This window comes from Halalkalibacter alkaliphilus (genome assembly GCF_023555415.1).
Lineage (GTDB): Bacteria > Bacillota > Bacilli > Bacillales > Bacillaceae_D > Halalkalibacter > Halalkalibacter alkaliphilus.
Genome location: NZ_JAKRYL010000009.1, coordinates 150,972 through 176,041 on the forward strand (window position 1 = coordinate 150,972; position 25,070 = coordinate 176,041).

22 protein-coding genes are annotated in these 25,070 nt (G+C 41.1%); 21 read left to right on the top strand and 1 reads right to left on the bottom strand.

Annotated elements, in window-relative coordinates; genetic code table 11:
* Positions 1-173 precede the first annotated feature (173 nt).
* From MF646_RS10730 to MF646_RS10785, 12 genes are all read left to right on the top strand, one after another.
* Positions 174-2,276 carry a (Fe-S)-binding protein gene (locus MF646_RS10730; RefSeq protein ID WP_250096489.1) on the top strand — a complete coding sequence of 701 codons (2,103 nt, stop codon included), beginning with the start codon at positions 174-176 and terminating at the stop codon, positions 2,274-2,276.
* Between the two features lie 126 nt (positions 2,277-2,402).
* Complete coding sequence (locus MF646_RS10735) at positions 2,403-3,578, top strand: acetyl-CoA C-acetyltransferase (RefSeq protein WP_250096490.1); 1,176 nt, start codon at positions 2,403-2,405, stop codon at positions 3,576-3,578.
* 196 nt (positions 3,579-3,774) lie between these two features.
* Positions 3,775-4,626 carry a 3-hydroxybutyryl-CoA dehydrogenase gene (locus tag MF646_RS10740; protein ID WP_250096491.1) on the top strand — a complete coding sequence of 284 codons (852 nt, stop codon included), beginning with the start codon at positions 3,775-3,777 and terminating at the stop codon, positions 4,624-4,626.
* 24 nt (positions 4,627-4,650) lie between these two features.
* Positions 4,651-5,790, top strand: a complete 1,140-nt coding sequence (locus MF646_RS10745; RefSeq protein WP_250096492.1) for an acyl-CoA dehydrogenase — start codon at positions 4,651-4,653, stop codon at positions 5,788-5,790.
* A gap of 12 nt (positions 5,791-5,802) precedes the next feature.
* On the top strand, positions 5,803-6,945 hold the full coding sequence (locus MF646_RS10750) for an acyl-CoA dehydrogenase (RefSeq protein ID WP_250096493.1): 1,143 nt from the start codon (positions 5,803-5,805) through the stop codon (positions 6,943-6,945).
* A 195-nt stretch (positions 6,946-7,140) separates the two neighbouring features.
* Positions 7,141-7,779, top strand: a complete 639-nt coding sequence (locus MF646_RS10755; RefSeq protein WP_476729805.1) for a TetR/AcrR family transcriptional regulator — start codon at positions 7,141-7,143, stop codon at positions 7,777-7,779.
* A gap of 16 nt (positions 7,780-7,795) precedes the next feature.
* Positions 7,796-11,035 carry a fused isobutyryl-CoA mutase/GTPase IcmF gene (icmF, locus tag MF646_RS10760; RefSeq protein ID WP_250096494.1) on the top strand — a complete coding sequence of 1,080 codons (3,240 nt, stop codon included), beginning with the start codon at positions 7,796-7,798 and terminating at the stop codon, positions 11,033-11,035.
* A gap of 140 nt (positions 11,036-11,175) precedes the next feature.
* The gene (locus tag MF646_RS10765; RefSeq protein ID WP_250096495.1) at positions 11,176-12,192 is read left to right on the top strand and encodes an HD-GYP domain-containing protein; all 1,017 of its coding nucleotides are present in this window, start codon (positions 11,176-11,178) and stop codon (positions 12,190-12,192) included.
* 127 nt (positions 12,193-12,319) lie between these two features.
* Positions 12,320-12,844 (top strand): DNA-directed RNA polymerase subunit delta, encoded by a 525-nt coding sequence (gene rpoE, locus MF646_RS10770; RefSeq protein WP_250096496.1) that lies wholly within the window; start codon positions 12,320-12,322, stop codon positions 12,842-12,844.
* Positions 12,845-13,137: 293 nt separating this feature from the next.
* On the top strand, positions 13,138-14,736 hold the full coding sequence (locus MF646_RS10775; RefSeq protein ID WP_250096497.1) for a CTP synthase: 1,599 nt from the start codon (positions 13,138-13,140) through the stop codon (positions 14,734-14,736).
* Between the two features lie 137 nt (positions 14,737-14,873).
* Positions 14,874-15,491 (top strand): hypothetical protein, encoded by a 618-nt coding sequence (locus MF646_RS10780; protein WP_250096498.1) that lies wholly within the window; start codon positions 14,874-14,876, stop codon positions 15,489-15,491.
* Positions 15,492-15,548: 57 nt separating this feature from the next.
* On the top strand, positions 15,549-16,148 hold the full coding sequence (locus MF646_RS10785) for a hypothetical protein (RefSeq protein WP_250096499.1): 600 nt from the start codon (positions 15,549-15,551) through the stop codon (positions 16,146-16,148).
* Between the two features lie 101 nt (positions 16,149-16,249).
* Here MF646_RS10785 and MF646_RS10790 read toward each other — a convergent pair whose 3' ends face one another.
* Positions 16,250-16,771, bottom strand: coding sequence for a DUF2529 family protein (locus MF646_RS10790; RefSeq protein WP_250096500.1), 522 nt, complete (start codon positions 16,769-16,771; stop codon positions 16,250-16,252).
* A gap of 220 nt (positions 16,772-16,991) precedes the next feature.
* On the opposite strand from MF646_RS10790, the gene MF646_RS10795 reads away from it, so the two are divergent.
* The 9 genes from MF646_RS10795 to MF646_RS10835 all read left to right on the top strand — a co-directional run bounded on the left by MF646_RS10795 (position 16,992) and on the right by MF646_RS10835 (position 25,058).
* A complete protein-coding gene (locus MF646_RS10795) occupies positions 16,992-17,354 on the top strand; it encodes a response regulator (RefSeq protein WP_034632964.1) in 363 nt (120 codons plus the stop codon).
* A 261-nt stretch (positions 17,355-17,615) separates the two neighbouring features.
* Positions 17,616-18,479: a class II fructose-bisphosphate aldolase gene (locus tag MF646_RS10800; RefSeq protein ID WP_250096501.1), complete on the top strand. Its 864-nt coding sequence runs from the start codon at positions 17,616-17,618 to the stop codon at positions 18,477-18,479.
* 157 nt (positions 18,480-18,636) lie between these two features.
* Positions 18,637-19,278: a fructose-6-phosphate aldolase gene (gene fsa, locus MF646_RS10805; protein WP_250096502.1), complete on the top strand. Its 642-nt coding sequence runs from the start codon at positions 18,637-18,639 to the stop codon at positions 19,276-19,278.
* A gap of 154 nt (positions 19,279-19,432) precedes the next feature.
* Positions 19,433-20,716, top strand: coding sequence for a UDP-N-acetylglucosamine 1-carboxyvinyltransferase (locus tag MF646_RS10810; protein WP_250096503.1), 1,284 nt, complete (start codon positions 19,433-19,435; stop codon positions 20,714-20,716).
* A 19-nt stretch (positions 20,717-20,735) separates the two neighbouring features.
* Positions 20,736-21,701 carry a class II fructose-bisphosphatase gene (gene glpX / locus MF646_RS10815; protein ID WP_250096504.1) on the top strand — a complete coding sequence of 322 codons (966 nt, stop codon included), beginning with the start codon at positions 20,736-20,738 and terminating at the stop codon, positions 21,699-21,701.
* Between the two features lie 338 nt (positions 21,702-22,039).
* A complete protein-coding gene (gene rho, locus MF646_RS10820; RefSeq protein ID WP_250096505.1) occupies positions 22,040-23,308 on the top strand; it encodes a transcription termination factor Rho in 1,269 nt (422 codons plus the stop codon).
* A gap of 183 nt (positions 23,309-23,491) precedes the next feature.
* A complete protein-coding gene (locus MF646_RS10825) occupies positions 23,492-23,737 on the top strand; it encodes a type B 50S ribosomal protein L31 (RefSeq protein WP_250096506.1) in 246 nt (81 codons plus the stop codon).
* Positions 23,738-23,870: 133 nt separating this feature from the next.
* A complete protein-coding gene (locus tag MF646_RS10830; RefSeq protein WP_250096507.1) occupies positions 23,871-24,491 on the top strand; it encodes a thymidine kinase in 621 nt (206 codons plus the stop codon).
* Between the two features lie 75 nt (positions 24,492-24,566).
* A complete protein-coding gene (locus MF646_RS10835) occupies positions 24,567-25,058 on the top strand; it encodes a hypothetical protein (protein WP_250096508.1) in 492 nt (163 codons plus the stop codon).
* The last annotated feature ends 12 nt before the right edge of the window (positions 25,059-25,070 follow it).

Genomic DNA, 25,070 nt, shown 5'->3' on the forward strand with positions numbered 1-25,070 from the left:
GTAGCGCCACACTTTGCTTAGAGTTCTGCTTTTAGCATGTGCGGAAATGAGGAAGATCATGAGAAAAAGATTATAAAAAATGAATGACCATTCATTCAAGTCGTGATATAATCGTTTTATAAATGTGCCTATGAGTATTTTATAAAAGGAAGAATGAAGGGGGATGCTCAGTTATGGAAGCGTTAACATGGGTTAATTGGATTTTATTCGTGCTCGTAACGACTTATGCTGTCTATTTATTCGTAACGCTTGTCAAAACGAGGTATGAATATATCAAACTCGGAAAAAAAGCAGAGTTCGATCATTCAATGAAGGAACGTCTACATGCGGTTTGGGTAAATGTTTTTGGGCAAAAGAAGCTATTAAAAGATAAGAAAAGCGGCATCATTCATTTAATGTTTTTTTACGGATTTTTAATGGTTCAGCTCGGGGCAATAGATTTAATCTGGAAAGGACTAGTGATTGGTTCACATTTGCCATTAGGACCGTTGTATCCAGCCTTTACTTTCTTCCAAGAAATCATTGTATTTATGATCTTAGTTGCTGTTGTTTGGGCATTCCATCGCCGTTATATTGAAAAATTAGGGCGCCTAAAGCGAGGTTGGAAAGCAGGTCTTGTCCTCATATTTATCGGTGGTTTGATGACGTCTAAGCTTCTGGCAAAAGGAATGGAAATCATCTGGCTTGAAAAATCATTAAGTGGTTTTGAGCCGATTGCTTCAGGAATTGCAGCTATATTTGGCTTTTTACCATCAACTATAGCAAGTGGGCTCTTCTTTGTTTTTTGGTGGATGCATTTATTATTTCTGCTTACATTCCTCGTTTACGTACCGCAATCCAAGCATGCGCATTTAATTGCAGGTCCAGTAAATGTGTTCTTAGGGCGGACTCACAAAGTTGGACAGTTAGCTTCTATTAACTTTGAAGATGAGAGCCAAGAAGTATTCGGTGTGAATAAAATTGAAGACTTTAACCAAAAACAACTCGTCGACTTGTACGCCTGTGTAGAGTGCGGGCGCTGTACGAATATGTGCCCAGCAACGGGAACCGGCAAGATGCTTTCACCGATGGATTTAATCGTAAAAATGCGTGATCATCTAACTGAAAAGGGTGCTGCAGTTACGTCAAAATCAGCATGGTTACCGGAATTTGCTTTTTCTAATACAAAAGCAAACCAGCTAGCTATGCAAGGGTCTGGCGGCAAGGAAGTAGCAGCAGGATATTCCGTTAATCTCATTGGAGATGTCATTACAGAAGAGGAAATTTGGGCCTGTACGACATGCCGAAATTGTGAAGATCAGTGCCCAGTTATGAATGAACACGTCGATAAAATAATCGATATGCGTCGATATCTCGTATTAACAGAAGGAAAAATGGATGCAGATGCACAGCGTGCAATGACAAATATCGAGCGTCAAGGAAACCCGTGGGGAATTAGCCGCAAAGAACGTGAAAACTGGCGCACAGGTCGCGACGACATTCATGTGCCAACGGTTAAAGAGATGGAGAAGGCAGGAGAAGAATTTGAATTTCTTTTCTTCGCTGGATCGATGGGTTCTTACGATAAACGCAGTCAAAAAATTGCTCAATCATTTGCAAAAGTAATGAATGAAGCAGGAGTAACGTTCGCAATCATTGGGAACAAAGAAAAGAACTCAGGTGATACTCCAAGACGATTAGGGAACGAATTTTTATTCCAAGAGCTAGCAGCAGCAAATATTGATTTGTTCCAAAAACATAACGTCAAAAAGATTGTCACGATTGATCCGCATGCATACAATACATTTAAAAATGAGTATCCAGAATTTGGTCTAGAAGGAGTCGAGGTATATCACCATACAGAACTTCTAGCTGAGCTGATCAAAGATGGTAGGATTTTGCCAAAGTATGAAGTGAAGGAAAAAATCGTTTACCATGATTCCTGTTATCTAGGGCGTTACAACGAAGTGTACGAACCGCCTCGTGAAATATTAAAAGCGATTCCAGGTGTTGAGATCATTGAGATGAAACGAAATCGCCAGGATGGTATGTGCTGTGGGGCTGGAGGCGGAATGATGTGGATGGAAGAAGATACAGGCCAACGTGTCAATGTCGCACGCACCGAGCAAGCACTTGAAGTCGAGCCATCTGTGATTGGGAGCGGCTGTCCATACTGTTTAACAATGTTAAGTGACGGCACAAAAGCCAAAGAAGTCGAAGAAGACATTCAAACACTTGATATAGTAGAAATCTTAGAAAAATCGCTTATCCAGAAGGAAAATGACGCTGTACACTAGAATAAAAAAGAAAAGGCTTTCATAAGTGTAATGTAAACATAAAAAGAAAGGAGCCTATGTAGGCTTCCTCTCTTTTTTATGAAAATTGAGTGAGCGTTCGCTCAGAACGAAGGAGGAGGAAAACGAATGAAGACAGTCATTGTTAGTGGAGCAAGAACTCCGTTTGCCAAATACGGTGGGGCCCTAAGTGCGTTAAGTGCAAGTGAATTAGGTGGTCAGGCAATCAAAAAGGCGTTAAGCCGTGCCAATTGGCAAAAAAAACAAGTCGATCAACTCATAATGGGAAATGTTCTGCAAGCAGGCAGTGGCCAAATTCCTTCACGTCAAGCTGCTCACCATGCTGGCCTTCCTTGGTCGGTTAAGACAGAAACGATCAACAAAGTGTGCGCATCTGGCATGCGGAGTGTAACAATGGCTGATCAGCTTATTCGTTTAGGAGATGCGGATGTCGTTGTTGCTGGTGGGATGGAGTCAATGAGCAACGCTCCGTACTACCTTCCAAATGCGAGATGGGGGCAGCGAATGGGCAATGGCCAAGTTATTGATGGCCTAGTTCATGATGGTCTAACCTGTTCATTCCGCAACGTTCATATGGGCACATACGGTAATGCAATCGCTAGAGAGTTAGGCATTTCAAGAGAAGACCAGGACGAATGGTCGTACGAAAGTCACAAAAAAGCAGTTGCGGCAATCGAGTCTGGAAAACTGACAGATGAAATCGTCGGAGTAGAAGTACCGCAGCGCTCAGGCGCCCCTCTCTTTATAGAAAAAGACGAAGCACCACGTATTGATACATCGCTAGACTCATTAGCAAAATTAAAACCTGTCTTTGGCAAAGACGGAACAATCACCGCAGGGAATGCACCTGGAGTAAATGACGGCGCTGCCGCACTGCTTCTCATGTCTGAAGCAAAAGCAACAGAAGCAGGACTCAAGCCTTTAGCAACAATTATTGCACATACCGCACTAGCTATTGAACCAGAAAACTTCCCGAAAACACCAGGTTTAGTCATTAAACAACTTCTTGAAAAGACGAACAAAAAAGTAGAAGACATCGACCTTTTTGAAATCAACGAAGCCTTCGCTGCCGTCGCTTTAGCAAGCAAGCAAATTGCTGAGGTTGACCCGAGCAAAATCAATGTAAACGGAGGAGCAATCGCTCTTGGCCACCCAATCGGCGCAAGCGGCACCCGTATCATTTTAACACTAGCCTATGAACTAAAAAGAAGAGGCGGCGGCCTCGGAATCGCAGCAATATGCAGCGGCGGAGGCCAGGGGGACGCTGTGCTTATAGAGGTTTAACCAAAAGGGCGATCTTCCCTTTTGGTTAAACCGACGCGATCAGCGGAGCCGCCGTAATCTTTTAAGCCTTTTATGAGCGGTTTTCTCATAAAAGGCGCACGGCGAGTGTAGCGATCGCAAGCATGTTCGCGCTAATAAGGCTAAGGGCGGTCTTCCCTTTTTATGAAACCGAATCACATATCAAAGGAGAGTATCTATGAACATACAAAAAGTCATGGTCATTGGAGCGGGACAAATGGGATCTGGCATTGCCCAAGTCCATGCAATGGCTGGAATCAATGTCGTTCTTCACGACATAAAAGAAGAGTACGTTCAAAAAGGCATGACGTCAATTACAAAGAATCTTGCTCGCCAAGTCGAGAAAGGAAGACTGGGTGAGACGGAAAAACTAGAAATCTTAGAACGCATTGAAGGTTCAACCGATCTAGGAAATGCGCGTGACGTCCAATTAGTGATTGAAGCTGCGATTGAAAATATTAAAGTGAAATCCTCGATTTTTGCAGAGCTTGACCAGATCACCCCACCAACGACAATCTTAGCGACTAATACGTCATCGTTGCCGATAACAGAAATTGCGGCTAGCACAAATAGGCCGGAGAAAGTTATTGGTATGCATTTTATGAATCCAGTTCCAGTTATGAAGCTCGTTGAAATTATTCGCGGACTTGCAACAGGCGATGAGGTTTATGAAACGATTCGAGCCTTGTCACACAGGCTTGGAAAAACGCCGGTGGAAGTGAACGATTTTCCTGGGTTTGTTTCAAACCGGATTTTAATGCCGATGATTAACGAAGCTATTTTTACCGTTTATGAAGGGGTTGCTGAACCTGAGGCGATTGATGAAGTCATGAAGCTTGGCATGAATCATCCGATGGGACCGCTGACACTTGCTGATTTTATTGGTCTTGATACGTGCCTTTATATTATGGAGACGCTTCATGAAGGCTTTGGCGATGACAAGTACCGCCCTTGTCCGCTCCTCAAAAAGTACGTAAAGGCAGGCTGGCTTGGCAAAAAGTCAGGTCGAGGTTTTTACAAATACATCTAGTATTACATCTAGGGAGGTGTAGTCATGAATTTGCGCTTCACAAACGAGCAAGAGATGATGAGAAAAATGGTGCGTGAATTTGCAGAAGAGCAGATCACTCCTTTTATTGATGAGATGGAAACACACGAGACGTTCCCAGAAAGTATCATAAAAAAAATGAGTGAGCTTGGCTTGATGGGAATTCCGATCCCTGAAAAATATGGCGGCGCAGCGATGGATTTTACATCGTATATTATAGCGATTCATGAGCTGTCAAAGGTAAGTGCAACCATTGGTGTTATTTTATCTGTTCACACATCTGTTGGGACAAATCCAATTTTGTATTTTGGAACAGAAGAGCAAAAGAAGAAGTACGTGACTAAGTTAGCGACAGGGACCTATTTAGGAGCGTTCGGGCTTACTGAGCCAAGCGCAGGTTCGGATGCAGCTGCATTAAAAACGACAGCTGTGAAAAAGGGAGACCATTACGTGCTAAATGGCTCCAAAGTATTCATTACAAACGGTGGCGAAGCAGATACGTACATCGTTTTTGCTACGACTGCACCAGGTACGAAAGCAAAAGGGATCTCAGCCTTCATCGTTGAAAAAGACACGCCAGGCTTTAAAGTAGGCAAAAAGGAAAAGAAGATGGGCTTAAATGGATCGAATACAACCGAACTTATTTTAGAGAATGCCCTCGTACCAGCTGAGAATTTGCTAGGGAAAGAAGGAGACGGCTTCAAAATTGCGATGGCAAATCTTGATTTTGGCCGGATTGGCATTGCGGCTCAAAGCTTAGGAATTGCAGAAGCCGCTTTTGAAGCAGCAACAAACTATGCAAAACAGAGGAAGCAATTTGGCAAAGCGATTGGAACGCAGCAGGCAGTTGCTTTTAAGCTTGCTGATATGGCCACAAAAATTGAAGCAGCCAAACTACTAACGTACCGGGCAGCTCATTTAAAAGACAACGGCAAACGCCCTCGTCAGGAAGCCTCGATGGCTAAGCTATACGCTTCAAAAACAGCGATGGAAACCGCCATTGAAGCGGTGCAAATTTTTGGAGGCTATGGCTATACGAAAGAGTATCCGGTTGAGCGTTATTTCCGAGATGCAAAAGTATGTGAGATTTACGAGGGAACAAGTGAAATTCAGCGACTCGTCATTAGCAAACAGTTACTAAACTAGGAGGCTATGCTCATGAATTTTTTCTTAACAGAAGAGCAGGAAATGATCCGGAAAATGGTTCGTGACTTTGCCAACAAAGAAGTCGCACCGACAGCAGCGGAGCGTGATGAAGAGGAACGCTTTGATCGTGACATTTTTGATAAAATGGCGGAGCTTGGTCTAACAGGAATTCCATGGCCTGAGGAATATGGCGGGATTGGGTCAGATTATATGAGCTATGTCATTGCAGTTGAAGAGCTGTCGCGTGTATGTGCATCAACTGGGGTAACGCTCTCTGCACATACCTCACTTGCTGGATGGCCGATCTATAAATTTGGTACCGAGGAACAAAAGCAAACGTATTTGCGCGCCTTAGCAGAAGGAACGAAAATCGGGGCGTATGGGTTAACCGAACCAGGATCAGGGTCAGATGCTGCAGCGATGAAGACGACGGCCATATTAGACGGTGAGGATTATGTTTTAAACGGCTCGAAAATTTTTATCACAAATGGTGGAGTAGCTGATATTTACATTGTCTTTGCTTTGACTGATCCAAGTCTCAGGCATAAAGGGGTCACGGCCTTCATCGTGGATGCTGATACACAGGGCTTTTCCGTCGGGAAAAAGGAGCATAAGCTTGGTATTCGCTCCTCACCAACAACAGAAATCATATTTGAAAATTGTCGGATACCTGCTGCAAACCGACTAGGGAAAGAAGGAGAGGGCTTTAAAATTGCGATGATGACACTAGATGGCGGTCGAAATGGAATCGCTGCACAAGCGGTTGGGATCGCTCAAGGAGCACTAGATGCATCAATTGAATATGCAAAACAACGAAAGCAGTTTGGCAAGGCCATTGGAGCTCAGCAGGGAATTTCTTTCAAGCTTGCAGATATGGCAACAAAAATTGAAGCAAGCCGCCTGCTCACGTATCAAGCAGCATGGAAGGAGGGCGAAGGGTTATCGTACGGATTGGAATCAGCAATGTCAAAGCTGCTTGCAGGAGATACAGCGATGGAAGTGACCGTCGAAGCCGTTCAAGTTTTTGGAGGATATGGGTATACAAAAGAATACCCAGTTGAACGCTTTATGCGTGATGCAAAAATTACGCAAATCTATGAAGGTACGAACGAGATTCAAAGATTGGTGATCGCAAAGATGTTGTTGGCGGATTGAGAGCTCAATACGAAAGCTGCTAAAAAAAATCTAGGTACTGATTTTACCTTTTTCGGTCCTCTCCTTTTTTTCAAACTAAACTTCCATCAGACAAAAGCTTCTCTATATTTAACAAAATATTCTTAACTCAGTATGGTAGATTGTCCAAAAGTCTAGTATGCTAAGAGATATTAGAGAAAAGTGAGAGGAAGTAGGTTGGCAAATTTGAAGAAATCCGTTCCATCGTTAGTCAAAGATCCAGAATTAATTAAAAAACGTCGTGAACAAATGGTCAAAGGAGCTGTCCGCTTATTTATTGAAAAGGGGTTCCATCGCACAACGACGAGAGAAATTGCAAAAGAGTCAGGTTTTAGCATTGGGACACTTTATGAATATATTAGATCAAAGGAAGATATCCTTTACCTTGTTTGTGATGCAATATATGAAGAGGTAAGAGATCGTCTGGCTTATCACCTTGATACAAACAATGAAGGTATTGATAGACTGAAAAAGGCAGTTGCTGCATATTTTCAAGTGATTCATGATATGCAGGATGAGGTGCTTGTCATGTATCAAGAGGCGAAATCCCTTCCGAAAGAGGCACTGTCTTACGTGCTCCAAAAAGAAGTAGAAATGACCGAAATGATTGAAAAAGTCATTCGTGATTGCGCCAAAGAAGGGGTAATCAATGTAGATGATGATGCTAGGGTGAAGCTAGTTGCTCATAATATTTTAGTGCAAGGACATATGTGGACATTTAGAAGATGGCAAATTCAGAAGCATTTTAGTTTAGAAGAATATACGACCTTACAAGTCGAGCAGCTGCTTCAAGGAGTCGATCACCGCCCGATTTAAAGGAGGAGTAGTGTTCATGTCAGAAACGTACCGTCCGAAAAATCATGTGCGTTTTGTGACCGCGTCAAGTTTGTTTGATGGTCATGATGCGTCCATTAACATTATGAGAAGAATTTTGCAGGCGAGCGGGGCTGAGGTTATTCACCTTGGGCATAACCGCTCTGTCGAAGAAGTTGTAAACGCTTCCATACAAGAGGATGTGCAAGGGATTGCAATTTCCTCGTACCAAGGAGGACATGTCGAGTTTTTTAAATACTGTTATGATCTTTTGCAAGAAAAAGGGGCAGGGCATATTCGTATTTACGGGGGAGGAGGCGGCGTCATCACCCCTCCAGAAATGAAAGAGCTGCACGACTACGGGATTTCACGGATTTTTTCACCTGAAGATGGACGCAAGCATGGTCTGCAAGGCATGATTGATCAAATGCTGAGAGAGTGTGATTTTAATGTTGCAGGAACAGGCGAGAAAGATATCACAAAGCTAAAAGAAAAAGATCCGAGCACGGTTGCACGACTTATCACCATTGCGGAGCATCGACAGGAAGGTATGTTCAAAAAGACGTTTCAACAAATCAACCAACTCGCCACACCTGTACCAGTTGTCGGGATTACAGGAACAGGAGGAGCAGGGAAAAGCTCCTTAACCGATGAACTGGTCCGAAGATTTTTATTTGAGTTTAAGGATAAAACGGTCGCGATTCTCTCGATTGATCCGACCAAACAAAAAACAGGTGGAGCGCTCTTAGGGGACCGAATTCGGATGAATGCCATTCACGATCCGCGTGTCTTTATGCGTTCGCTTGCAACACGCGGGTCGCGTACAGAGATTTCAGCGAGTCTGAAAGAGGCGATCGCAGTTGTGAAAGCAGCTGGCTATGATTTGATTATTGTTGAAACGAGCGGGATTGGCCAAGGGGATGCTGAAATCATCGAGGTTGCTGATATTTCGATGTATGTAATGACGAGTGAATACGGGGCGCCTTCGCAGCTTGAGAAGATTGATATGATTGATTTTGCTGATTTGATTGCAATTAATAAATTTGACCGAAAAGGGTCAGAGGATGCACTAAGGCATGTTCGTAAACAATATCAGCGCAGTCACAACCGTTTTGATGAACGACTTGAAGCTATGCCAGTGTACGGGACGATTGCAAGTCAGTTCAATGATCTAGGGACGAATACGCTGTTTGCCGCCCTAATTGAACGTATTGCCCAGATTAGTCATAACAACTGGGAAACGATGATTGAAACGAGTACAGAGGTCATAAAACAAAACATTATCATCCCACCTGAGCAAACTCATTATTTGCGAGACATCGTCCAAACGATTAGGCAGTATAAAAAAACAACCGATGAACAGGCCAAGGTTGCACGTACATTGTTTCAGTTAACAGGTGCGCTCCACACACTTGAGGAACAAGCACCAGAAAACGAAGCTTTAAAGCAGTTACATGACGTAAAGAAACAATACGAAGAGCAGCTCCTCCCATCTTCAAAACAAATTCTAGACAGCTGGAATTCGTTAAAAGAAGCCTACAAACAAGACATCTTTGTGACAAAAATTCGCGATAAAGAAATCGTGACAGAACTAACGACAGAAAGCTTATCGGGCTTGAAAATTCCAAAGGTGGCGCTGCCAAAATTCTCTGATTGGGGAGACATTTTAAAATGGTCGATGGAAGAGAACGTTCCTGGACATTTTCCATTTACAGCGGGAGTGTTTCCATTTAAGAGAAAAGGAGAAGATCCGAAACGGCAATTTGCTGGGGAAGGTACACCGGAGAGAACGAACCGGCGTTTTCATTATTTATCAAAAGATGATGAGGCAAAGCGCTTAAGTACGGCGTTTGATTCGGTTACATTGTACGGAGAAGATCCTGATTATCGGCCTGATATATACGGCAAGGTTGGTGAGAGCGGGGTTAGTATTTGTACGTTAGATGATATGAAGATGCTGTATGCAGGCTTTGATTTGTGTGCGCCGCAAACATCGGTTTCAATGACGATTAATGGTCCGGCTCCGATTTTACTTGCGATGTTTATGAATACAGCGATTGACCAGCAGTCAGATCGCTTTAAAAATGAGCATGGGCGTAACCCGACAGAAGAAGAGCTTGAGTCGATTAAACGACAAACACTAAAAGTTGTCAGAGGAACGGTTCAAGCTGATATTTTAAAAGAAGACCAAGGGCAAAACACCTGTATTTTTTCAACTGAATTTGCACTTCGAATGATGGGAGATATTCAGCAATATTTTATTGATTATGACGTTCGTAACTATTATTCGGTCTCAATTTCTGGCTATCATATTGCCGAAGCAGGAGCAAATCCGATTTCACAGCTTGCCTTTACACTTGCTAATGGGTTTACGTATGTCGAGTATTACTTAAGCCGCGGCATGGATATAAACAAGTTTGCACCGAATCTGTCCTTTTTCTTCAGCAATGGATTGGACCCAGAATATACGGTCATTGGCCGGGTCGCAAGAAGAATATGGTCAACGGTTATGAAGCATAAATACAAGGCGAATGAAAGAAGCCAAAAATTAAAATATCATATTCAAACATCAGGCCGGTCGTTACATGCTCAGGAAATTGACTTTAATGATATAAGAACAACGCTACAAGCATTAATGGCTATTTATGATAACTGTAATTCTCTTCATACAAATGCGTATGATGAAGCGATTACAACGCCAACGGAGAACTCAGTTAGACGGGCGATGGCGATTCAAATGATCATTTCAAAGGAGCTGGGTCTTGCCAAAAATGAAAACTCGTTACAAGGCTCTTTCATAATTGAGGAATTAACGAATTTAGTAGAAGAAGCCGTACTGCGCGAACTTGAGCAAATCAATGATCGTGGCGGCGTACTTGGAGCGATGGAAACTCAGTATCAGCGCAGCAAAATTCAAGAAGAATCTATGTTTTATGAGATGAAAAAGCATACAGGGGATTTACCGATAATAGGTGTAAATACGTATGTAAATCCGAACCATCAAGTAGCTGACGGTGAATTCGAACTAGAGTTGGCTCGTGCGACAAAGGAAGAGAAGGAACAACAAATTATCAATTTACGCCAGTTCCAAAAGAAGCATGAACAAGATTCCACAATAGCTTTGAAACATCTTCAGCAAACAGCGATTCAAGGTGGAAATGTATTTGCACAGTTGATGGAGACCGTCAAAGTAGCAAGCTTAGGGCAAATTACGGCAGCACTTTATGAAGTAGGGGGACAGTATCGTAGAAATATGTAGGTCTTATTTGAAGGCGAGAAGGGTACTAAAGGAGGGAGGGAATGTTTACCTTTTTTAGTGCTCTTTTTTCCTGCTTAAAGCTTTCCAAATTAAAGGGATATTGTATAATAGATGAAATGCCATATTTTAGGGGGAGGAAAATGATTGCAGAACTTCATCAGCGTTATATTGGCTTAGAGCTTTTGCATGATTTAGTTAGTGATGAAGGGACACTTCTCCTAAAAAGGGGAACCGTGTTATCAGAACCTTTGTTAAGAAAAATAAATGTAAGCGTTGACCAATTGGAGTACGCTTTGCAAGGTGCATCTAATAAGAATAAGGATAATCCCATCGATTTGATTGAAGGGGCAGCCAATGAAATACGTGACATTTTTGAAAAGTTTAAAAAAGATAAACATGCACTTACTCAAATTGAATCAACCGTTCTTCCAACTGTCGAATTACTAGCACGCGAGGAGCGGCTAGCTACACTGTTAGAAGGACTGTTTGATAAAGATAATTATACATATCGCCATAATATTGGTGTTTCTGTTGTCGCTTCGATGTTAGCCAATTGGCTTCATTTTTCAGAAGAGGACAGAAAAAAGATTACACTTGGTGGACTTTTGCATGATATAGGAAAATTGGAGTTAAGTGACGGCGTGTTGACGAAACCAGGTCGACTGTCGAATGAAGAATTTGCTGAAATAAAAATGCATCCTACTTACGGATATGAGCTGTTAAAAATAGGCTCTATTTATTCTGAGGATATTTGTTTAATGGCTTTAGAGCACCATGAAAGAGAGGATGGAACAGGCTATCCCTATCAAAAAGGAGCAAATGAGATTCATCCTTTTTCAAAAGTCATTGCCATTGCCGATGTGTTTCACGCGATGACGTCTGACCGTGTTTATCGGAAAGGGCATTCTCTATACGCTGTTTTAAAGCATATTAAAGATGAATCATTTGGAAAATTGGAACCTACATATGCAGCCATGTTTGTTACCAAGTTTATGGAGCTTTCCATTGGTCAATATGCCGAGTTAAGTAATGGAGAAGTTGCGGAGATTGTTTTTATTTTTCCACAAGATCCCATTAATCCGCTTGTTCGTCTGCACGATGAGTTGATTGAATTAGGTAAAACAAATCTGTATATTACGAAGCTAATTGCCAGCTAATAGACTTTCTTCTTCCATGAACTAGCATAAACACCGGAAATATGTTTATAATGAAAAGTATGCTTGAAATGCCAACAACGATTGGATCAATAGATAGAAGAAGATTGACTGAAAGGACGTGCCTTTTATGAAGCTACAAGAATTGGATAAAGAAGTATTACAAGAGATGTCGATGGTGGAGGTTGCGTTTGAAATTATGAAGGATGAGCGCACACCTTATGATTATTATGACCTCGTAAACAAAGTGGCAGAGGTTAAGGAAATGTCAAAAGAAGAAGTAGAACAACGAATTGCAAACCTATATACAGATATGAACATCGATGGACGCTTTCACTCTTTAGGCGACAACCGTTGGGGTTTAAAAAGCTGGTATCCATTAGAGCAGGCTGAAGAAGAAATTACAACACCTGTGAAGCCACGCAAAAAGGCGAAGGCAGCATTGGATGATGTGGATACACTTGATGATGGATTTGAAGATTACGAAGATGAGTACGAAGATCTTGAAGATGAGCTTGATGAAATTGCCGATGAGGACGATCTCGATGAAGACGAAGATGATGACGCGGATTTCGATGATGCGGATGAAGACTTAGATATTGACGACACAGATGATGACGAAGATATCGAAGAGGAAGATGAGGATCTTCGTTAATTTTAACGAATGAAATCTACTTGACTTCTGTAAGCAATATAGGTAGAATCATTTAGGGCTTAAGAAATCTAATTGGAATAATTTTATAAAACAAAAACAAAAGTGCGCCCCCTTTCTAGGGAGAGCTGTCACTTTTGTTTTTTTATTTTTATATAACATACCCTAAAGGGAAGAATCATTAATAAGTACCCCGTAGTTATCTGTATGCCAGCTGTGTGTTGGCTGCACTTCGTGTGAAGACGCTCCGTGTAGGAGAGAATACTTATATATTAAGCAAGGGAGACGAAAACAACATGGCAACGAAGTATATTTTTGTAACTGGTGGCGTAGTGTCATCACTCGGAAAAGGAATTACAGCTGCATCACTAGGACGTTTATTAAAAAATCGTGGCTTAAAAGTAACGATTCAAAAGTTTGACCCATACATTAACGTGGACCCAGGAACAATGAGCCCGTATCAGCACGGGGAAGTATTCGTTACAGAAGACGGAGCAGAAACAGACTTAGACTTAGGACATTATGAGCGTTTTATCGATATTAATCTTAGTCAAAACAGTAACGTAACAACAGGACGTGTGTACTCAACTGTTTTAAAGAAAGAGCGTCGCGGTGATTATCTAGGTGGAACGGTTCAAGTTATCCCACACGTGACGAATGAAATTAAAGAGCGCGTTTTTCGTGCAGGCCGCGAAACTAGTGCAGATGTTGTTATTACAGAAATCGGTGGAACAGTAGGGGATATCGAAAGTTTGCCGTTCTTAGAAGCCATTCGTCAAATTAAAAGCGATGCTGGATACGAAAATGTGATGTACGTTCACTGTACGCTCATTCCTTATCTTGCTGCTGCGGGAGAAATGAAATCAAAACCAACACAACATAGTGTAAAAGAGTTACGCAGCCTTGGTATTCAACCTAATGTGATCGTCGTTCGTACAGAAAAGCCAGTTCCTCAAGATATGAAAGAGAAAATTGCGTTATTCTGTGATATCGACAAAAACGCGGTTATTGAAGCACGTGATGCGGATACTCTTTATCAAGTGCCATTAGATCTTCAAGCACAACATCTTGATACAATTGTTTGTAAGCATTTGAAGCTTGAGTGCAAAGAAGCGGATATGACAGAGTGGACAGCGTTAGTTGAAAAAGTACAGAATTTATCTGGAAAAGTGACGATTGCCCTTGTTGGTAAATACGTTGCTTTGCAAGATGCGTATTTGTCAGTGGCTGAAGCACTTCGTCATGCTGGTTATGCGTTTGATGCTGATGTTGATATACAGTGGATTGACGCTGAGGAAGTGACAGATGAAAATGTTGCTGAGTTAGTTGGGTCAGCTGATGGTATTTTAGTTCCTGGTGGATTTGGAGATCGTGGAGTTGAAGGGAAAATTTCAGCGATTCGTTATGCTCGTGAGAACAATGTTCCATTCTTAGGGATTTGCTTAGGAATGCAGCTAGCTTCAATTGAGTATGCACGTAACGTACTTGGATTAGAAGGTGCTCACTCTGCAGAGTTAAATCCAGAAACGCCATATCCAATCATTGACCTGCTTCCTGAACAAAAGGACGTAGAAGATATGGGTGGAACGCTTCGTCTTGGTTTATTCCCTTGTAAGTTAACAGACGGAACGGTTGCAGCTGCAACATACAATGAGCAAATTGTGTATGAGCGTCACCGTCACCGTTATGAGTTCAATAATGAGTACCGTGACCAAATGGAAAAAGCAGGATTCATCTTCTCTGGGACAAGCCCAGACGGAAGACTTGTTGAAATTATTGAGCTAGAAGAACACCCATATTTTATCGCATCACAGTTCCACCCAGAATTCAGCTCAAGACCAACACGCCCACAACCTCTATTTAGAGAATTCGTAGGCGCATCTTTGAAAAAATAATATTGCTTTAGTGTAGTGAAGAGGGGTCTGACCCCTACCCCCAGGGGGTAGGGGTCAGACCCTTTTTGTGCTGTCTTTTGTGTTGTTGAATAATCACGTCGCCATTTACCAAAAATATGGGTGAGAGGAGCGTTGTTATGAGACAACAGGAATTTATTGAAAACATTAATAGAGTGCAAACGAAGGCTAATGTTATGACTGATGAGTATTGGGCATTATATTCTGACGCATCGACTTGGCAATTTTGGTATCATTTAGTTTTGCTTATTATCCCTTTAGTGCTTTTATTTATCTATATTAACAAAGAAAGATTCTTTGAAATACTATTCTTTGGCTACTCTATCCACGTCTTGTTTACGTATGGTGATTCTTTTCTCGTTCGGTATGGTTATGTCGATCACCCTTATATGATTTTATCTCAGTTTCCTTTTGCGTTATCGGTAAATGCAGCCATTCTTCCTGTTATTTATATGTTGCTTTATCAATACTGCACGGAGCATAAGAGAAACTTCTATCTCTGGTCACTAGTTGTCAGTGCAGTTGTAGGTCTAGGTTGGGTTGAAATCCACAAACAGTTAAATTTATTTCAAATTCATGAAAAAATAAATGTGCTTCAACTCCATAGCGGTTTCCTTAATTTTTACATCTTTCTAAACAACTATATGACTTCCATTTTTATATTTTGGTTCACAAAGCTGTTTCTATTAATAAAAGAAAAAAAGATGCGGAATAAAGGGCTGACCCAAAAAGTGTGATTTACCCTTTTGAGTCAGCCATGGAAAAACAAAAATATGGATGGAAGGAGCTGTGTTATGACACATAAAGATTTTATTGATAAAATAAATGAAGCTCGAGTAGAAACAAACTTGTTGTCAGATGAGTATTGGGCTACGTATTCAGATCCATCAACATGGCAGTTTTGGTATCTTATTGCTTTGCTCATTATTCCGTTAGTCGCTTTGTACTTACTTTTAAATAGAAAGCGCTTTTTTGAAATTTTATTTTACGGATACACAGCCCATGTTCTCTACACGTATTTTGATGCTTACATGAGTAAGTATGGGTATTGGGAACATCCTTATATGATCTTGCCTCAGTATCCTTTTACACTATCGATTAATGCATCGCTTTTGCCAGTGATCTATTTGTTGTTGTATCAGTTTTGTACCGATCGAGGAAAGAATTTTCACCTTTGGCTACTAGGAGTTAGTGCAGTGGTAGGAATTGGCTTGGTTGAACTCCATAGACAAATTGGCATCTTTTTTCTGTATGAGAAAATTAATGTGCTTCAACTTCACGAGACATTGTTAAATTTTTATATGTTTGTCGGATATTTTATTTTGGGTTCGATTGCATATTGGTTTACCAAACTGTTTTTGTACATCAAACATCATACACATGCGAAGTTTTGAAAAAGCAAAACACCGGATATGGGGTGTTTTGCTTTTTGGAGTAAATTAAGATTGTTTGGACAGTATCCTAAAAGACTCAACTTCCAATTCCAAGAAAAAAACTATTCAACCTCGGATAGGATCTCAGAAATGAGCAAATATAAGCAAAAGTACGTATATAACGCAAGCAATGATGATGGATAACCGATTCGTTCGCCTGTATCTGTCGGGACAAGACTTTGAGCCACATTTAAATCAAGGTGAATGTCGACCAAATCAGTCCATTTGTTCCCTTTGTTACTATAGGTAGCAGATAAGCCAACAATAGAAATGTTTTGCTCGCTAATTTGTTCAGCAATTTCTAGCATCTCTTCATCGTCAGATTTTCTTGAAAGAAGGAACACTCGATCAGCAGGATCAAGCTTAACCATTTTTCCTTCTTTAAATAAAGGGGCAACTTGATTGAGCTGTTCTTTTCCATCTAGAGCTTCTACGCTAACTGCTGCCATTTCATCTTTTCCATAAATATAGATGTTGCCATCACCAACAAGAGCTTGGCTTAACAAGCGGGCAGCATCTTCAAGTAGAAACTCATCTAAATTATTAAATAAACCAACCAATTGTGTTGTAAAAATTTTTTTCAAAATGCAGGCCTCCATTTGGAATAGTAGCGTATGACGATGGAAACATCGACACCCTTAGACAGCGAATGTCGGACACTGTCCGACGATTGTTTAGAATTAAGGAAGGATTTTTACATGGCCATACAGAACTTATCTTGTTGTGAACTGTGTGTGATTTATTTTAACTGATATAAATTCGGAAAGAAAATAATACACACCAAAATTGAAAGGAGTGTTTTCAGTGAAGAAAATTTTAGTCGTAGACGATCAGTATGGAATTCGTGTATTGCTTTGTGAAATTCTTCAAAAAGACGGGTATGTTATGCATGAGGCAGCAAATGGGGTACAAGCACTGAAAATCGTTGAAGAAGAAAAGCCAGATCTCGTTCTTCTAGATATGAAGATTCCAGGTATGGATGGTTTGGAAATCCTAAAACGAATTAAAGAAAATCATGCGGAAGTGGATGTCATTATGATGACAGCGTATGGTGAATTGAATTTAATTAATGAAGCAATGAGCTTAGGAGCGATCACTCACTTTGCAAAACCATTCGATATTGATGACATTCGTGAAGTCATTAAAAACAGCTTAGCTGTATCATAGTGACAAGTGTCACTATAAACCGCTTACATTCAAAAAGTTGCGAAAACCTTGTAGAAACGCGTGTTTTTTGGTCGAGATATGCTATAATGAACTCGATTAACTATCGAGCTCTCTTATAGATTTATCTCTATTTAGCAAGAGACTTTATACATAGGCAAGTTGGATATTTGCTGACATTTCGGGTAACTTGTTAAATAGATACGGCGATCATATTTACGTCTGTTATCTAAAGATTCGCTCTAACATGAAGGAGGATGTACAATGCCTTTAGTATCAATGAAGGACATGCTTAACAAAGCGAAGGCAGAAAGCTATGCGGTGGGTCAATTCAACTTAAATAACCTTGAATTTACTCAAGCAATCTTACAAGCTGCCCAAGAGGAACAATCACCAGTAATTTTAGGTGTATCTGAAGGTGCAGCTCGTTACATGGGTGGTTTCAAAACAATTGTGGCAATTGTTGAAGCTCTTATGGAAGAGTACAACGTAACAGTTCCTGTTGCAATTCACCTTGACCACGGTTCAAGTTTTGAAAAATGTGTGGAAGCAATCCATGCAGGTTTCACATCTGTTATGATTGACGGATCTCACCATCCATTAGAAGAGAACATTGCAATCACGAAGCAAGTAGTAGCTGTTGCTCATGCTCTTGGAGTATCAGTAGAAGCTGAGCTTGGTCGTATCGGTGGACAAGAAGATGACTTAATCGTTGATGATGCAGATGCTGCATACGCGATTCCATCTGAGTGTAAGGAACTAGTTGAAGCTACTGGCGTAGACTGCTTCGCTCCAGCTCTTGGTTCTGTTCACGGTCCATACAAAGGTGAGCCAAATCTTGGATTTGACCGCATGAAGGAAATCGATGAGTTAGTAGGTATCCCTCTTGTACTACACGGTGGTACTGGTATCCCAACTGGTGATATTCAAAAAGCAATCCAATTTGGACATGCGAAAATTAATGTAAATACAGAAAGCCAAATCTCTTCTGCAAAAGCTGTTCGTGAAACACTTGCTGCAAAACCTGAAGAATACGATCCTCGTAAATACTTAGGTCCTGCACGCGAAGCGATCAAAGAAACAGTTAAAGGTAAAATGCGTGAATTTGGTTCTTCAAACAAAGCATAAATTGATTCCCATTAAAAGCAGGTCAAGCGAGCTGCTTTTAATGGCATTATTTTTATTTTTAATTTTCTAAAAAAATAAATTTGTAAACGCTTTGACGGTTTTTGTCGAGTGATAACAATAAAAAAATATAGAAACAATTATTGGGAGGAAGAGAAACATGAAATTTTTTATTGATACTGCAAACATTGAGCAAATTAAGGAAGCAAAATCTTTAGGTGTTTTAGCAGGGGTTACAACAAACCCTTCACTAGTAGCAAAAGAAGGCGTGGACTTCCATGACCGCTTACGTGAAATTACAACAGTTGTAACAGAAGATTCAGTTAGTGCTGAAGTTATTGCGCTAGATGCTGAAGGGATGATTGCAGAAGGAAAAGAACTAGCGGCAATCGCTCCAAACATTACAGTTAAAGTTCCGATGACAACTGAAGGTCTAAAAGCAGTTCACGCATTTTCTGAACTAGGCATCAAAACAAACGTAACTCTTGTATTCTCAGGTGTACAAGCATTGCTTGCAGCACGTGCAGGAGCAACTTATGTGTCTCCATTCCTAGGTAGACTTGATGATATTGGTCAAAATGGGTTAGAGCTTATTTCTGAAATCGTAGAAATCTTCGATGCTCATGAAATTCCAACAGAAATTATTGCTGCATCTGTTCGTCATCCAGTTCATGTATCTGAGGCAGCTCGCAGAGGAGCTCATATTGCAACGATTCCGTTCAATGTTATTCAACAGCTTTCAAAGCATCCATTAACAGATCAAGGAATTGAGAAGTTTTTAGCAGACTGGAATAACCGCTAATTTTTATCGGCTTGCCGTCCGTAGCTTTTTGTTCAGAATTCCTTTACAATCGTACATAGAAAAACACGTTACATTTTCTATGTTGTGGTTATAATGGAATATAGAGAGCAAAATTGTGTCTTTTTATAAATGCACCAACGGAAGGGATGCGGTTATGGATAAATTAATGATTGAAGGCGGATATCCGCTAGAAGGTACAGTACAAATTAGTGGAGCAAAAAATAGTGCGGTGGCGTTAATTCCTGCAGCTATTTTAGCAGATTCCAAAGTAACAATTGATAATTTACCGGAAATTTCCGATGTTCAATTGCTTGGCGAACTACTAGAGGAAATTGGCGGAAAAGTTGAGTTAAGTGATAACGAAATGGTAATCAATCCAGAATCGATGATCGCGATGCCATTACCGAATGGACGTGTAAAAAAATTACGTGCTTCCTATTATTTAATGGGAGCTATGCTCGGAAAATTTAAAAAAGCTGTGATCGGCTTACCTGGTGGTTGTAATCTAGGACCAAGGCCGATTGATCAACATATTAAAGGATTTGAAGCATTAGGCGCGAAAGTAACAAATGAGCAAGGTGCCATTTATTTACGTGCTGAAGAGCTCAAGGGAGCACGGATTTACCTTGATGTTGTTAGTGTGGGCGCTACGATTAATATTATGCTTGCTGCGGTAAAGGCAAAAGGTCAAACGATCATTGAAAATGCTGCAAAAGAGCCAGAAATCATTGATGTAGCAACCCTTCTAACAAGTATGGGGGCAAAGATTAAAGGTGCCGGTACGAATGTGATCCGAATTGATGGAGTTGAGTCACTTAATGGCTGCAGACACTCAATTATTCCGGACCGTATTGAAGCTGGGACGTATATGATTTTAGCTGCGGCTATGGGGCAGAAAGTGATCATCGATAATATTATTCCGTATCACGTTGAATCACTGATTGCAAAGCTAAGAGAAATGGGCGTAGGTATTGAAGTATCAGATGACAAATTGTTGATACATAACAGTGGGGAAAAAGTCGGGGTGGACATTAAAACACTAGTCTATCCTGGTTTCCCAACAGACCTTCAACAACCATTTACAAGTCTCTTAACACAAGCAGAGGGAACAAGCATTGTAACAGATACGATTTACAACGCTCGTTTTAAGCATATCGATGAATTAAGAAGAATGGGTGCCAATGTCAAGGTGGAAGGTCGTTCAGCAATTATTAACGGCAAAACGAAACTGCAAGGTGCAAAGGTTCGTGCAAGCGACTTGCGTGCTGGTGCAGCTCTCGTTGTAGCTGGCCTTCTTGCTGAAGGAGTTACGGAAATTTCCGGACTAGAACATATTGACCGTGGTTATGCCAATTTAGAAGAGAAATTGATCGGTTTAGGCGCGAAAATTTGGCGTGAAACGATGACCGAAGAGGAGTTAGATCAAGTAAACAGTTAAATGACGTGGGGGGAGCAAGATGGAGAGAAGTTTATCGATGGAGTTAGTCCGCGTAACAGAAGCTGCTGCATTAGCATCAGGTCGCTGGATGGGACGAGGAAACAAAGATGAAGCTGACCGTGCTGCAACTGAAGCGATGCGTGACGTATTTGATACGATTCCTATGAAGGGTACCGTTGTAATCGGAGAAGGTGAAATGGACGAGGCACCAATGCTTTATATCGGCGAAAAGCTTGGTAATGGCTATGGTTCTCGTGTCGATGTTGCTGTAGATCCATTAGAAGGAACAAATATTGTTGCTTCAGGACAATGGAATGCACTAGCAGTACTTGCAATCGCCGATCACGGAAATCTTCTTCATGCACCTGATATGTACATGGACAAAATCGCTGTTGGACCAGAGGCGGTTGGAAAGGTTGATATTAATGCGCCGGTTATTGATAACTTAAAAGCCGTTGCCAAAGCAAAAGGCAAAGATATCGAAGACCTTGTTGTATCGATCTTAAATCGTGATCGCCATGAAAAAATGATCCAAGATATCCGTTTGGCAGGTGCTAGAATTAAGCTTTTATCAGATGGTGATGTAGCCGCAGCAATCAACACGGCCTTTGGCGACACAGGTGTAGATATTATGCTTGGGTCCGGTGGAGCTCCTGAGGGAGTAATCGCTGCTGTTGGTTTAAAATGTTTAGGTGGAGAGCTTCAAGGTAAACTTCTTCCTGCTAACGAAGATGAGTTAGCTCGTTGTAAGAAAATGGGGATTGAAGATGTGAACAAAATATTACACATGGACGACCTCGTTTCAGGCGATGATTGTATTTTTGCAGCAACAGGTGTCACAGATGGGGAACTGTTAAAAGGAGTTCGCTATCATGGATCATCTGCAACGACGCAATCCCTCGTTATGCGTGCGAAGTCAGGAACTGTACGTTTCGTTGACGGAAAACATAGTATGAAAAAGAAACCGGATTTAGTTATTCGGTAGTTTTTGCAGGGGGTGTCCCCAAAAGGTCTGTTCTTTGACCTTTTGGGGACACCTCTCAAATTATGTATCTTTAAAGAATTTATATTTTATTGTTGAATAATTATTAGTGTTGTGGTTAAAATAGTATATATGTTCGTACTTTTTATTTGTCCTTTCCCTCTAATCTCCAGAACCCTCGAATTTTCCTTTACACTTTATTCTAAAGTTTAAAGATACAATGAGGATATTAATATGATTTTTTCCTATGCTTAAAAATTGAAAAAAACTGTCTCCTTGCGCTCATGCTTACTTTTTTGTGCACATGGGGATTTATTAAATATAGAAGTGTGGTGTTCCTAATGGGAGTCAATATCTCCGAATTAGAAAATATGAAGCTGAAAGAGCTCTATGAATTAGCTAAAGAGTACAAGGTTTCCTATTATAGTAAATTAACAAAAAAAGAGCTGGTTTTTGCTATTTTAAAAGCGCAAGCAGAAAAAGATGGCCTTATGTTCATGGAAGGCGTATTGGAAATTATCCAATCTGAAGGCTTTGGTTTCTTACGTCCAATTAATTACATGCCAAGCTCAGAGGATATTTATATTTCTGCGTCACAAATCCGCCGTTTTGATTTAAGAAATGGTGATAAAGTCTCTGGAAAAGTAAGGCCGCCAAAGGAAAATGAAAGGTATCACGGACTTCTTCATGTAGAGGCTGTGAACGGGGATGCTCCTGAAACATCAAGAGATCGCCCATATTTTCCAGCTTTGACACCGCTTTATCCTGAACAAAAGATTGAGCTAGAAACGAAACCTGGCCGTGTATCATCACGAATTATTGATATGATCTCACCTGTTGGTTTTGGTCAACGTGGATTGATTGTCGCTCCGCCAAAAGCAGGGAAGACATCATTGATGAAGGAAGTTGCAAATAGTATTGCAGAAAACCACCCTGATGTCGAATTAATCGTTCTTTTAATTGACGAGCGTCCTGAGGAAGTAACTGACATTGAGCGTTCTGTAAAAGCAGAAGTCGTCAGCTCAACATTCGATGAAGTTCCTGAAAATCACATTAAAGTAGCTGAGCTCGTCCTTGAAAGAGCGATGAGACTTGTTGAACACAAAAAAGATGTGGTCATTCTTATGGATAGTATTACTCGTTTAGCTCGTGCGTATAACCTCGTCATCCCTCCAAGTGGACGAACTCTATCTGGGGGTATTGACCCAGCTGCGTTCCACCGTCCGAAACGTTTCTTCGGTGCTGCAAGAAACATTGAAGAAGGCGGAAGTTTAACGATTTTAGCAACTGCCCTAGTTGAGACAGGATCAAGAATGGACGATGTCATCTACGAAGAATTTAAAGGAACAGGAAACATGGAATTGCATCTTGACCGCAAATTGTCAGAGCGCCGTATTTTTCCTTCCATCGATATTCGCAGATCTGGAACAAGAAAAGAAGAACTTCTTATGCCAAAAAGCCAGCTAGAAAAACTGTGGGCGATCCGCAAAACAATGAGCGATACGCCGGAATTTGTTGATCATTTCATTAAGCGAGTGAAAGAAACAAAAACAAATATTGATTTCTTTGAAGCGATGGATGAGGAAATGAAGCGTAAAGTGAAGAGGTAAGGTACGCGTAGGAAAGGCTTCTGTCAATTTTATTGTCTTGTTGAAAAGAGATGAAGATGACATAAACCATTTTTTTCTATGCATACAGAGTTGATTTTTACCTGTCAACTTGTTATAATTTCGTCATGTGTGATTTAGATAACTCTGTTTCGAAGAGATTCAGGGCAAAAGGAGATGAAAGTAATGAAACAAGGAATTCACCCTAATTACCAAAAAGTGGTTTTCCAAGATACAAGCACAGGCTTTAAGTTTTTGTCTGGTTCTACAAAAGGATCAAATGAAACGATCGAATGGGAAGACGGTAACACGTATCCACTTCTAAAAGTTGAGATTAGCTCGGATTCTCACCCGTTCTACACTGGTAAGCAGAAGCTTACTGATGTTGGTGGCCGTGTTGATAGGTTCAAAAAGAAATACAACATGAAGTAAAATTGTATAAACTAACAGGCAAGCGCACAGCTCTTGCCTGTTTTTTTTGCACATACTACGTAGTAATGACATTTATAATTGGATTAATTCCGTTCATATAGAAGATACATTTGCTGTAAGGTGGGGAAATTTAATGTACGTGATGAAACAAGAAGGCTGGATCGAAGTAATCTGCGGGAGCATGTTTTCCGGAAAGTCAGAGGAGTTAATTAGACGCGTTCGTCGTGTTAGTTTTGGAAAATTAATTGTTCAAGTATTTAAACCAGAAATCGATAACCGCTATAGTGAGGAAGAAGTCGTCTCACATAATGGAACAAAGGTTGTAGCGGCTCCTGTTAAGCATTCGATGGATATTCTTGAACTAGTGAAAGAAGAAACGCAAGTCGTTGCAATTGACGAGGTGCAATTTTTCGATGAAGCGATTATCGCTGTCGTCGATGAACTTGCCAACAATGGAAAACGAGTCATTTGTGCGGGGCTTGATCAAGATTTTCGTGGCGAGCCATTTGGTCCGACACAACGGTTAATGGCATTAGCCGAAGAGGTTACAAAACTTCAAGCGGTGTGTCCAAGCTGTGGTTCACCAGCAAGCAGAACACAGCGCTTAATCGATGGCAAGCCAGCATCTTATACGGATCCAGTCATTCTTGTTGGTGCGTCAGAATCATATGAGCCGCGCTGCCGTCATTGTCATGAAATACCAAATAAGCCGCCACTTTTGCCTGCACTTGCGATAAAGTCTGGTCAAAACTAACAGGAACCTTTCATTCATCGTCCGGACATACTAATTATGCAGCCCCATTTAGGTAAGCATGGAGGTGTTTTGGACATGAACAAAAAATGGCTAAGCTGTATAGCGATGGGGTTAGTGTTAGTGACAGGCTGTGGGGAAGATCCTCAACCACCACAGGCTCAAGGAAACGCCGTAACTCATAATAATCCTGAGGCGCGAACACCAGATGCTGGTCAACTTGCATATGGGTTGCTTGGTCCAGGGCCAGCCAACTACGGTAGTTTGTTTCGACAACCACCTGCGTACGACCATCCAGGTGAAATTAATACAGGAACAAGCTTCAAATCGTTACACCGAGAACGCAGACATCTCGGCAATGATGAAGCGCTGATTCACCATATTATTGAAGATGAACATGGCATGGATGCGGGGATAGTGATCATTGCCGGGCATCACGCCTTCGTCAATGTCACACCACCTGCTGGCTTAAACGAAGAAGATAAGAAAAAAGAGATGGATAAGCTAAACCGAGCACTTCGTAAGGAAATTCCACGATATGAAGTCCATGTTAGTGAAAGGAACGCCTGATGGGCGTTCTTT

Excerpts from the sequence above, each read along its gene's own strand:
- MF646_RS10730 (WP_250096489.1), top strand. The coding sequence starts at position 174 with ATGGAAGCGTTAACATGGGTTAATTGGATTTTATTCGTGCTCGTAACG.
- MF646_RS10735 (WP_250096490.1), top strand. The coding sequence starts at position 2,403 with ATGAAGACAGTCATTGTTAGTGGAGCAAGAACTCCGTTTGCCAAATAC.
- MF646_RS10740 (WP_250096491.1), top strand. The coding sequence starts at position 3,775 with ATGAACATACAAAAAGTCATGGTCATTGGAGCGGGACAAATGGGATCT.
- MF646_RS10745 (WP_250096492.1), top strand. The coding sequence starts at position 4,651 with ATGAATTTGCGCTTCACAAACGAGCAAGAGATGATGAGAAAAATGGTG.
- MF646_RS10750 (WP_250096493.1), top strand. The coding sequence starts at position 5,803 with ATGAATTTTTTCTTAACAGAAGAGCAGGAAATGATCCGGAAAATGGTT.
- icmF (WP_250096494.1), top strand. The coding sequence starts at position 7,796 with ATGTCAGAAACGTACCGTCCGAAAAATCATGTGCGTTTTGTGACCGCG.
- MF646_RS10765 (WP_250096495.1), top strand. The coding sequence starts at position 11,176 with ATGATTGCAGAACTTCATCAGCGTTATATTGGCTTAGAGCTTTTGCAT.
- rpoE (WP_250096496.1), top strand. The coding sequence starts at position 12,320 with ATGAAGCTACAAGAATTGGATAAAGAAGTATTACAAGAGATGTCGATG.
- MF646_RS10775 (WP_250096497.1), top strand. The coding sequence starts at position 13,138 with ATGGCAACGAAGTATATTTTTGTAACTGGTGGCGTAGTGTCATCACTC.
- MF646_RS10780 (WP_250096498.1), top strand. The coding sequence starts at position 14,874 with ATGAGACAACAGGAATTTATTGAAAACATTAATAGAGTGCAAACGAAG.
- MF646_RS10785 (WP_250096499.1), top strand. The coding sequence starts at position 15,549 with ATGACACATAAAGATTTTATTGATAAAATAAATGAAGCTCGAGTAGAA.
- MF646_RS10800 (WP_250096501.1), top strand. The coding sequence starts at position 17,616 with ATGCCTTTAGTATCAATGAAGGACATGCTTAACAAAGCGAAGGCAGAA.
- fsa (WP_250096502.1), top strand. The coding sequence starts at position 18,637 with ATGAAATTTTTTATTGATACTGCAAACATTGAGCAAATTAAGGAAGCA.
- MF646_RS10810 (WP_250096503.1), top strand. The coding sequence starts at position 19,433 with ATGGATAAATTAATGATTGAAGGCGGATATCCGCTAGAAGGTACAGTA.
- glpX (WP_250096504.1), top strand. The coding sequence starts at position 20,736 with ATGGAGAGAAGTTTATCGATGGAGTTAGTCCGCGTAACAGAAGCTGCT.
- rho (WP_250096505.1), top strand. The coding sequence starts at position 22,040 with ATGGGAGTCAATATCTCCGAATTAGAAAATATGAAGCTGAAAGAGCTC.
- MF646_RS10825 (WP_250096506.1), top strand. The coding sequence starts at position 23,492 with ATGAAACAAGGAATTCACCCTAATTACCAAAAAGTGGTTTTCCAAGAT.
- MF646_RS10830 (WP_250096507.1), top strand. The coding sequence starts at position 23,871 with ATGTACGTGATGAAACAAGAAGGCTGGATCGAAGTAATCTGCGGGAGC.
- MF646_RS10835 (WP_250096508.1), top strand. The coding sequence starts at position 24,567 with ATGAACAAAAAATGGCTAAGCTGTATAGCGATGGGGTTAGTGTTAGTG.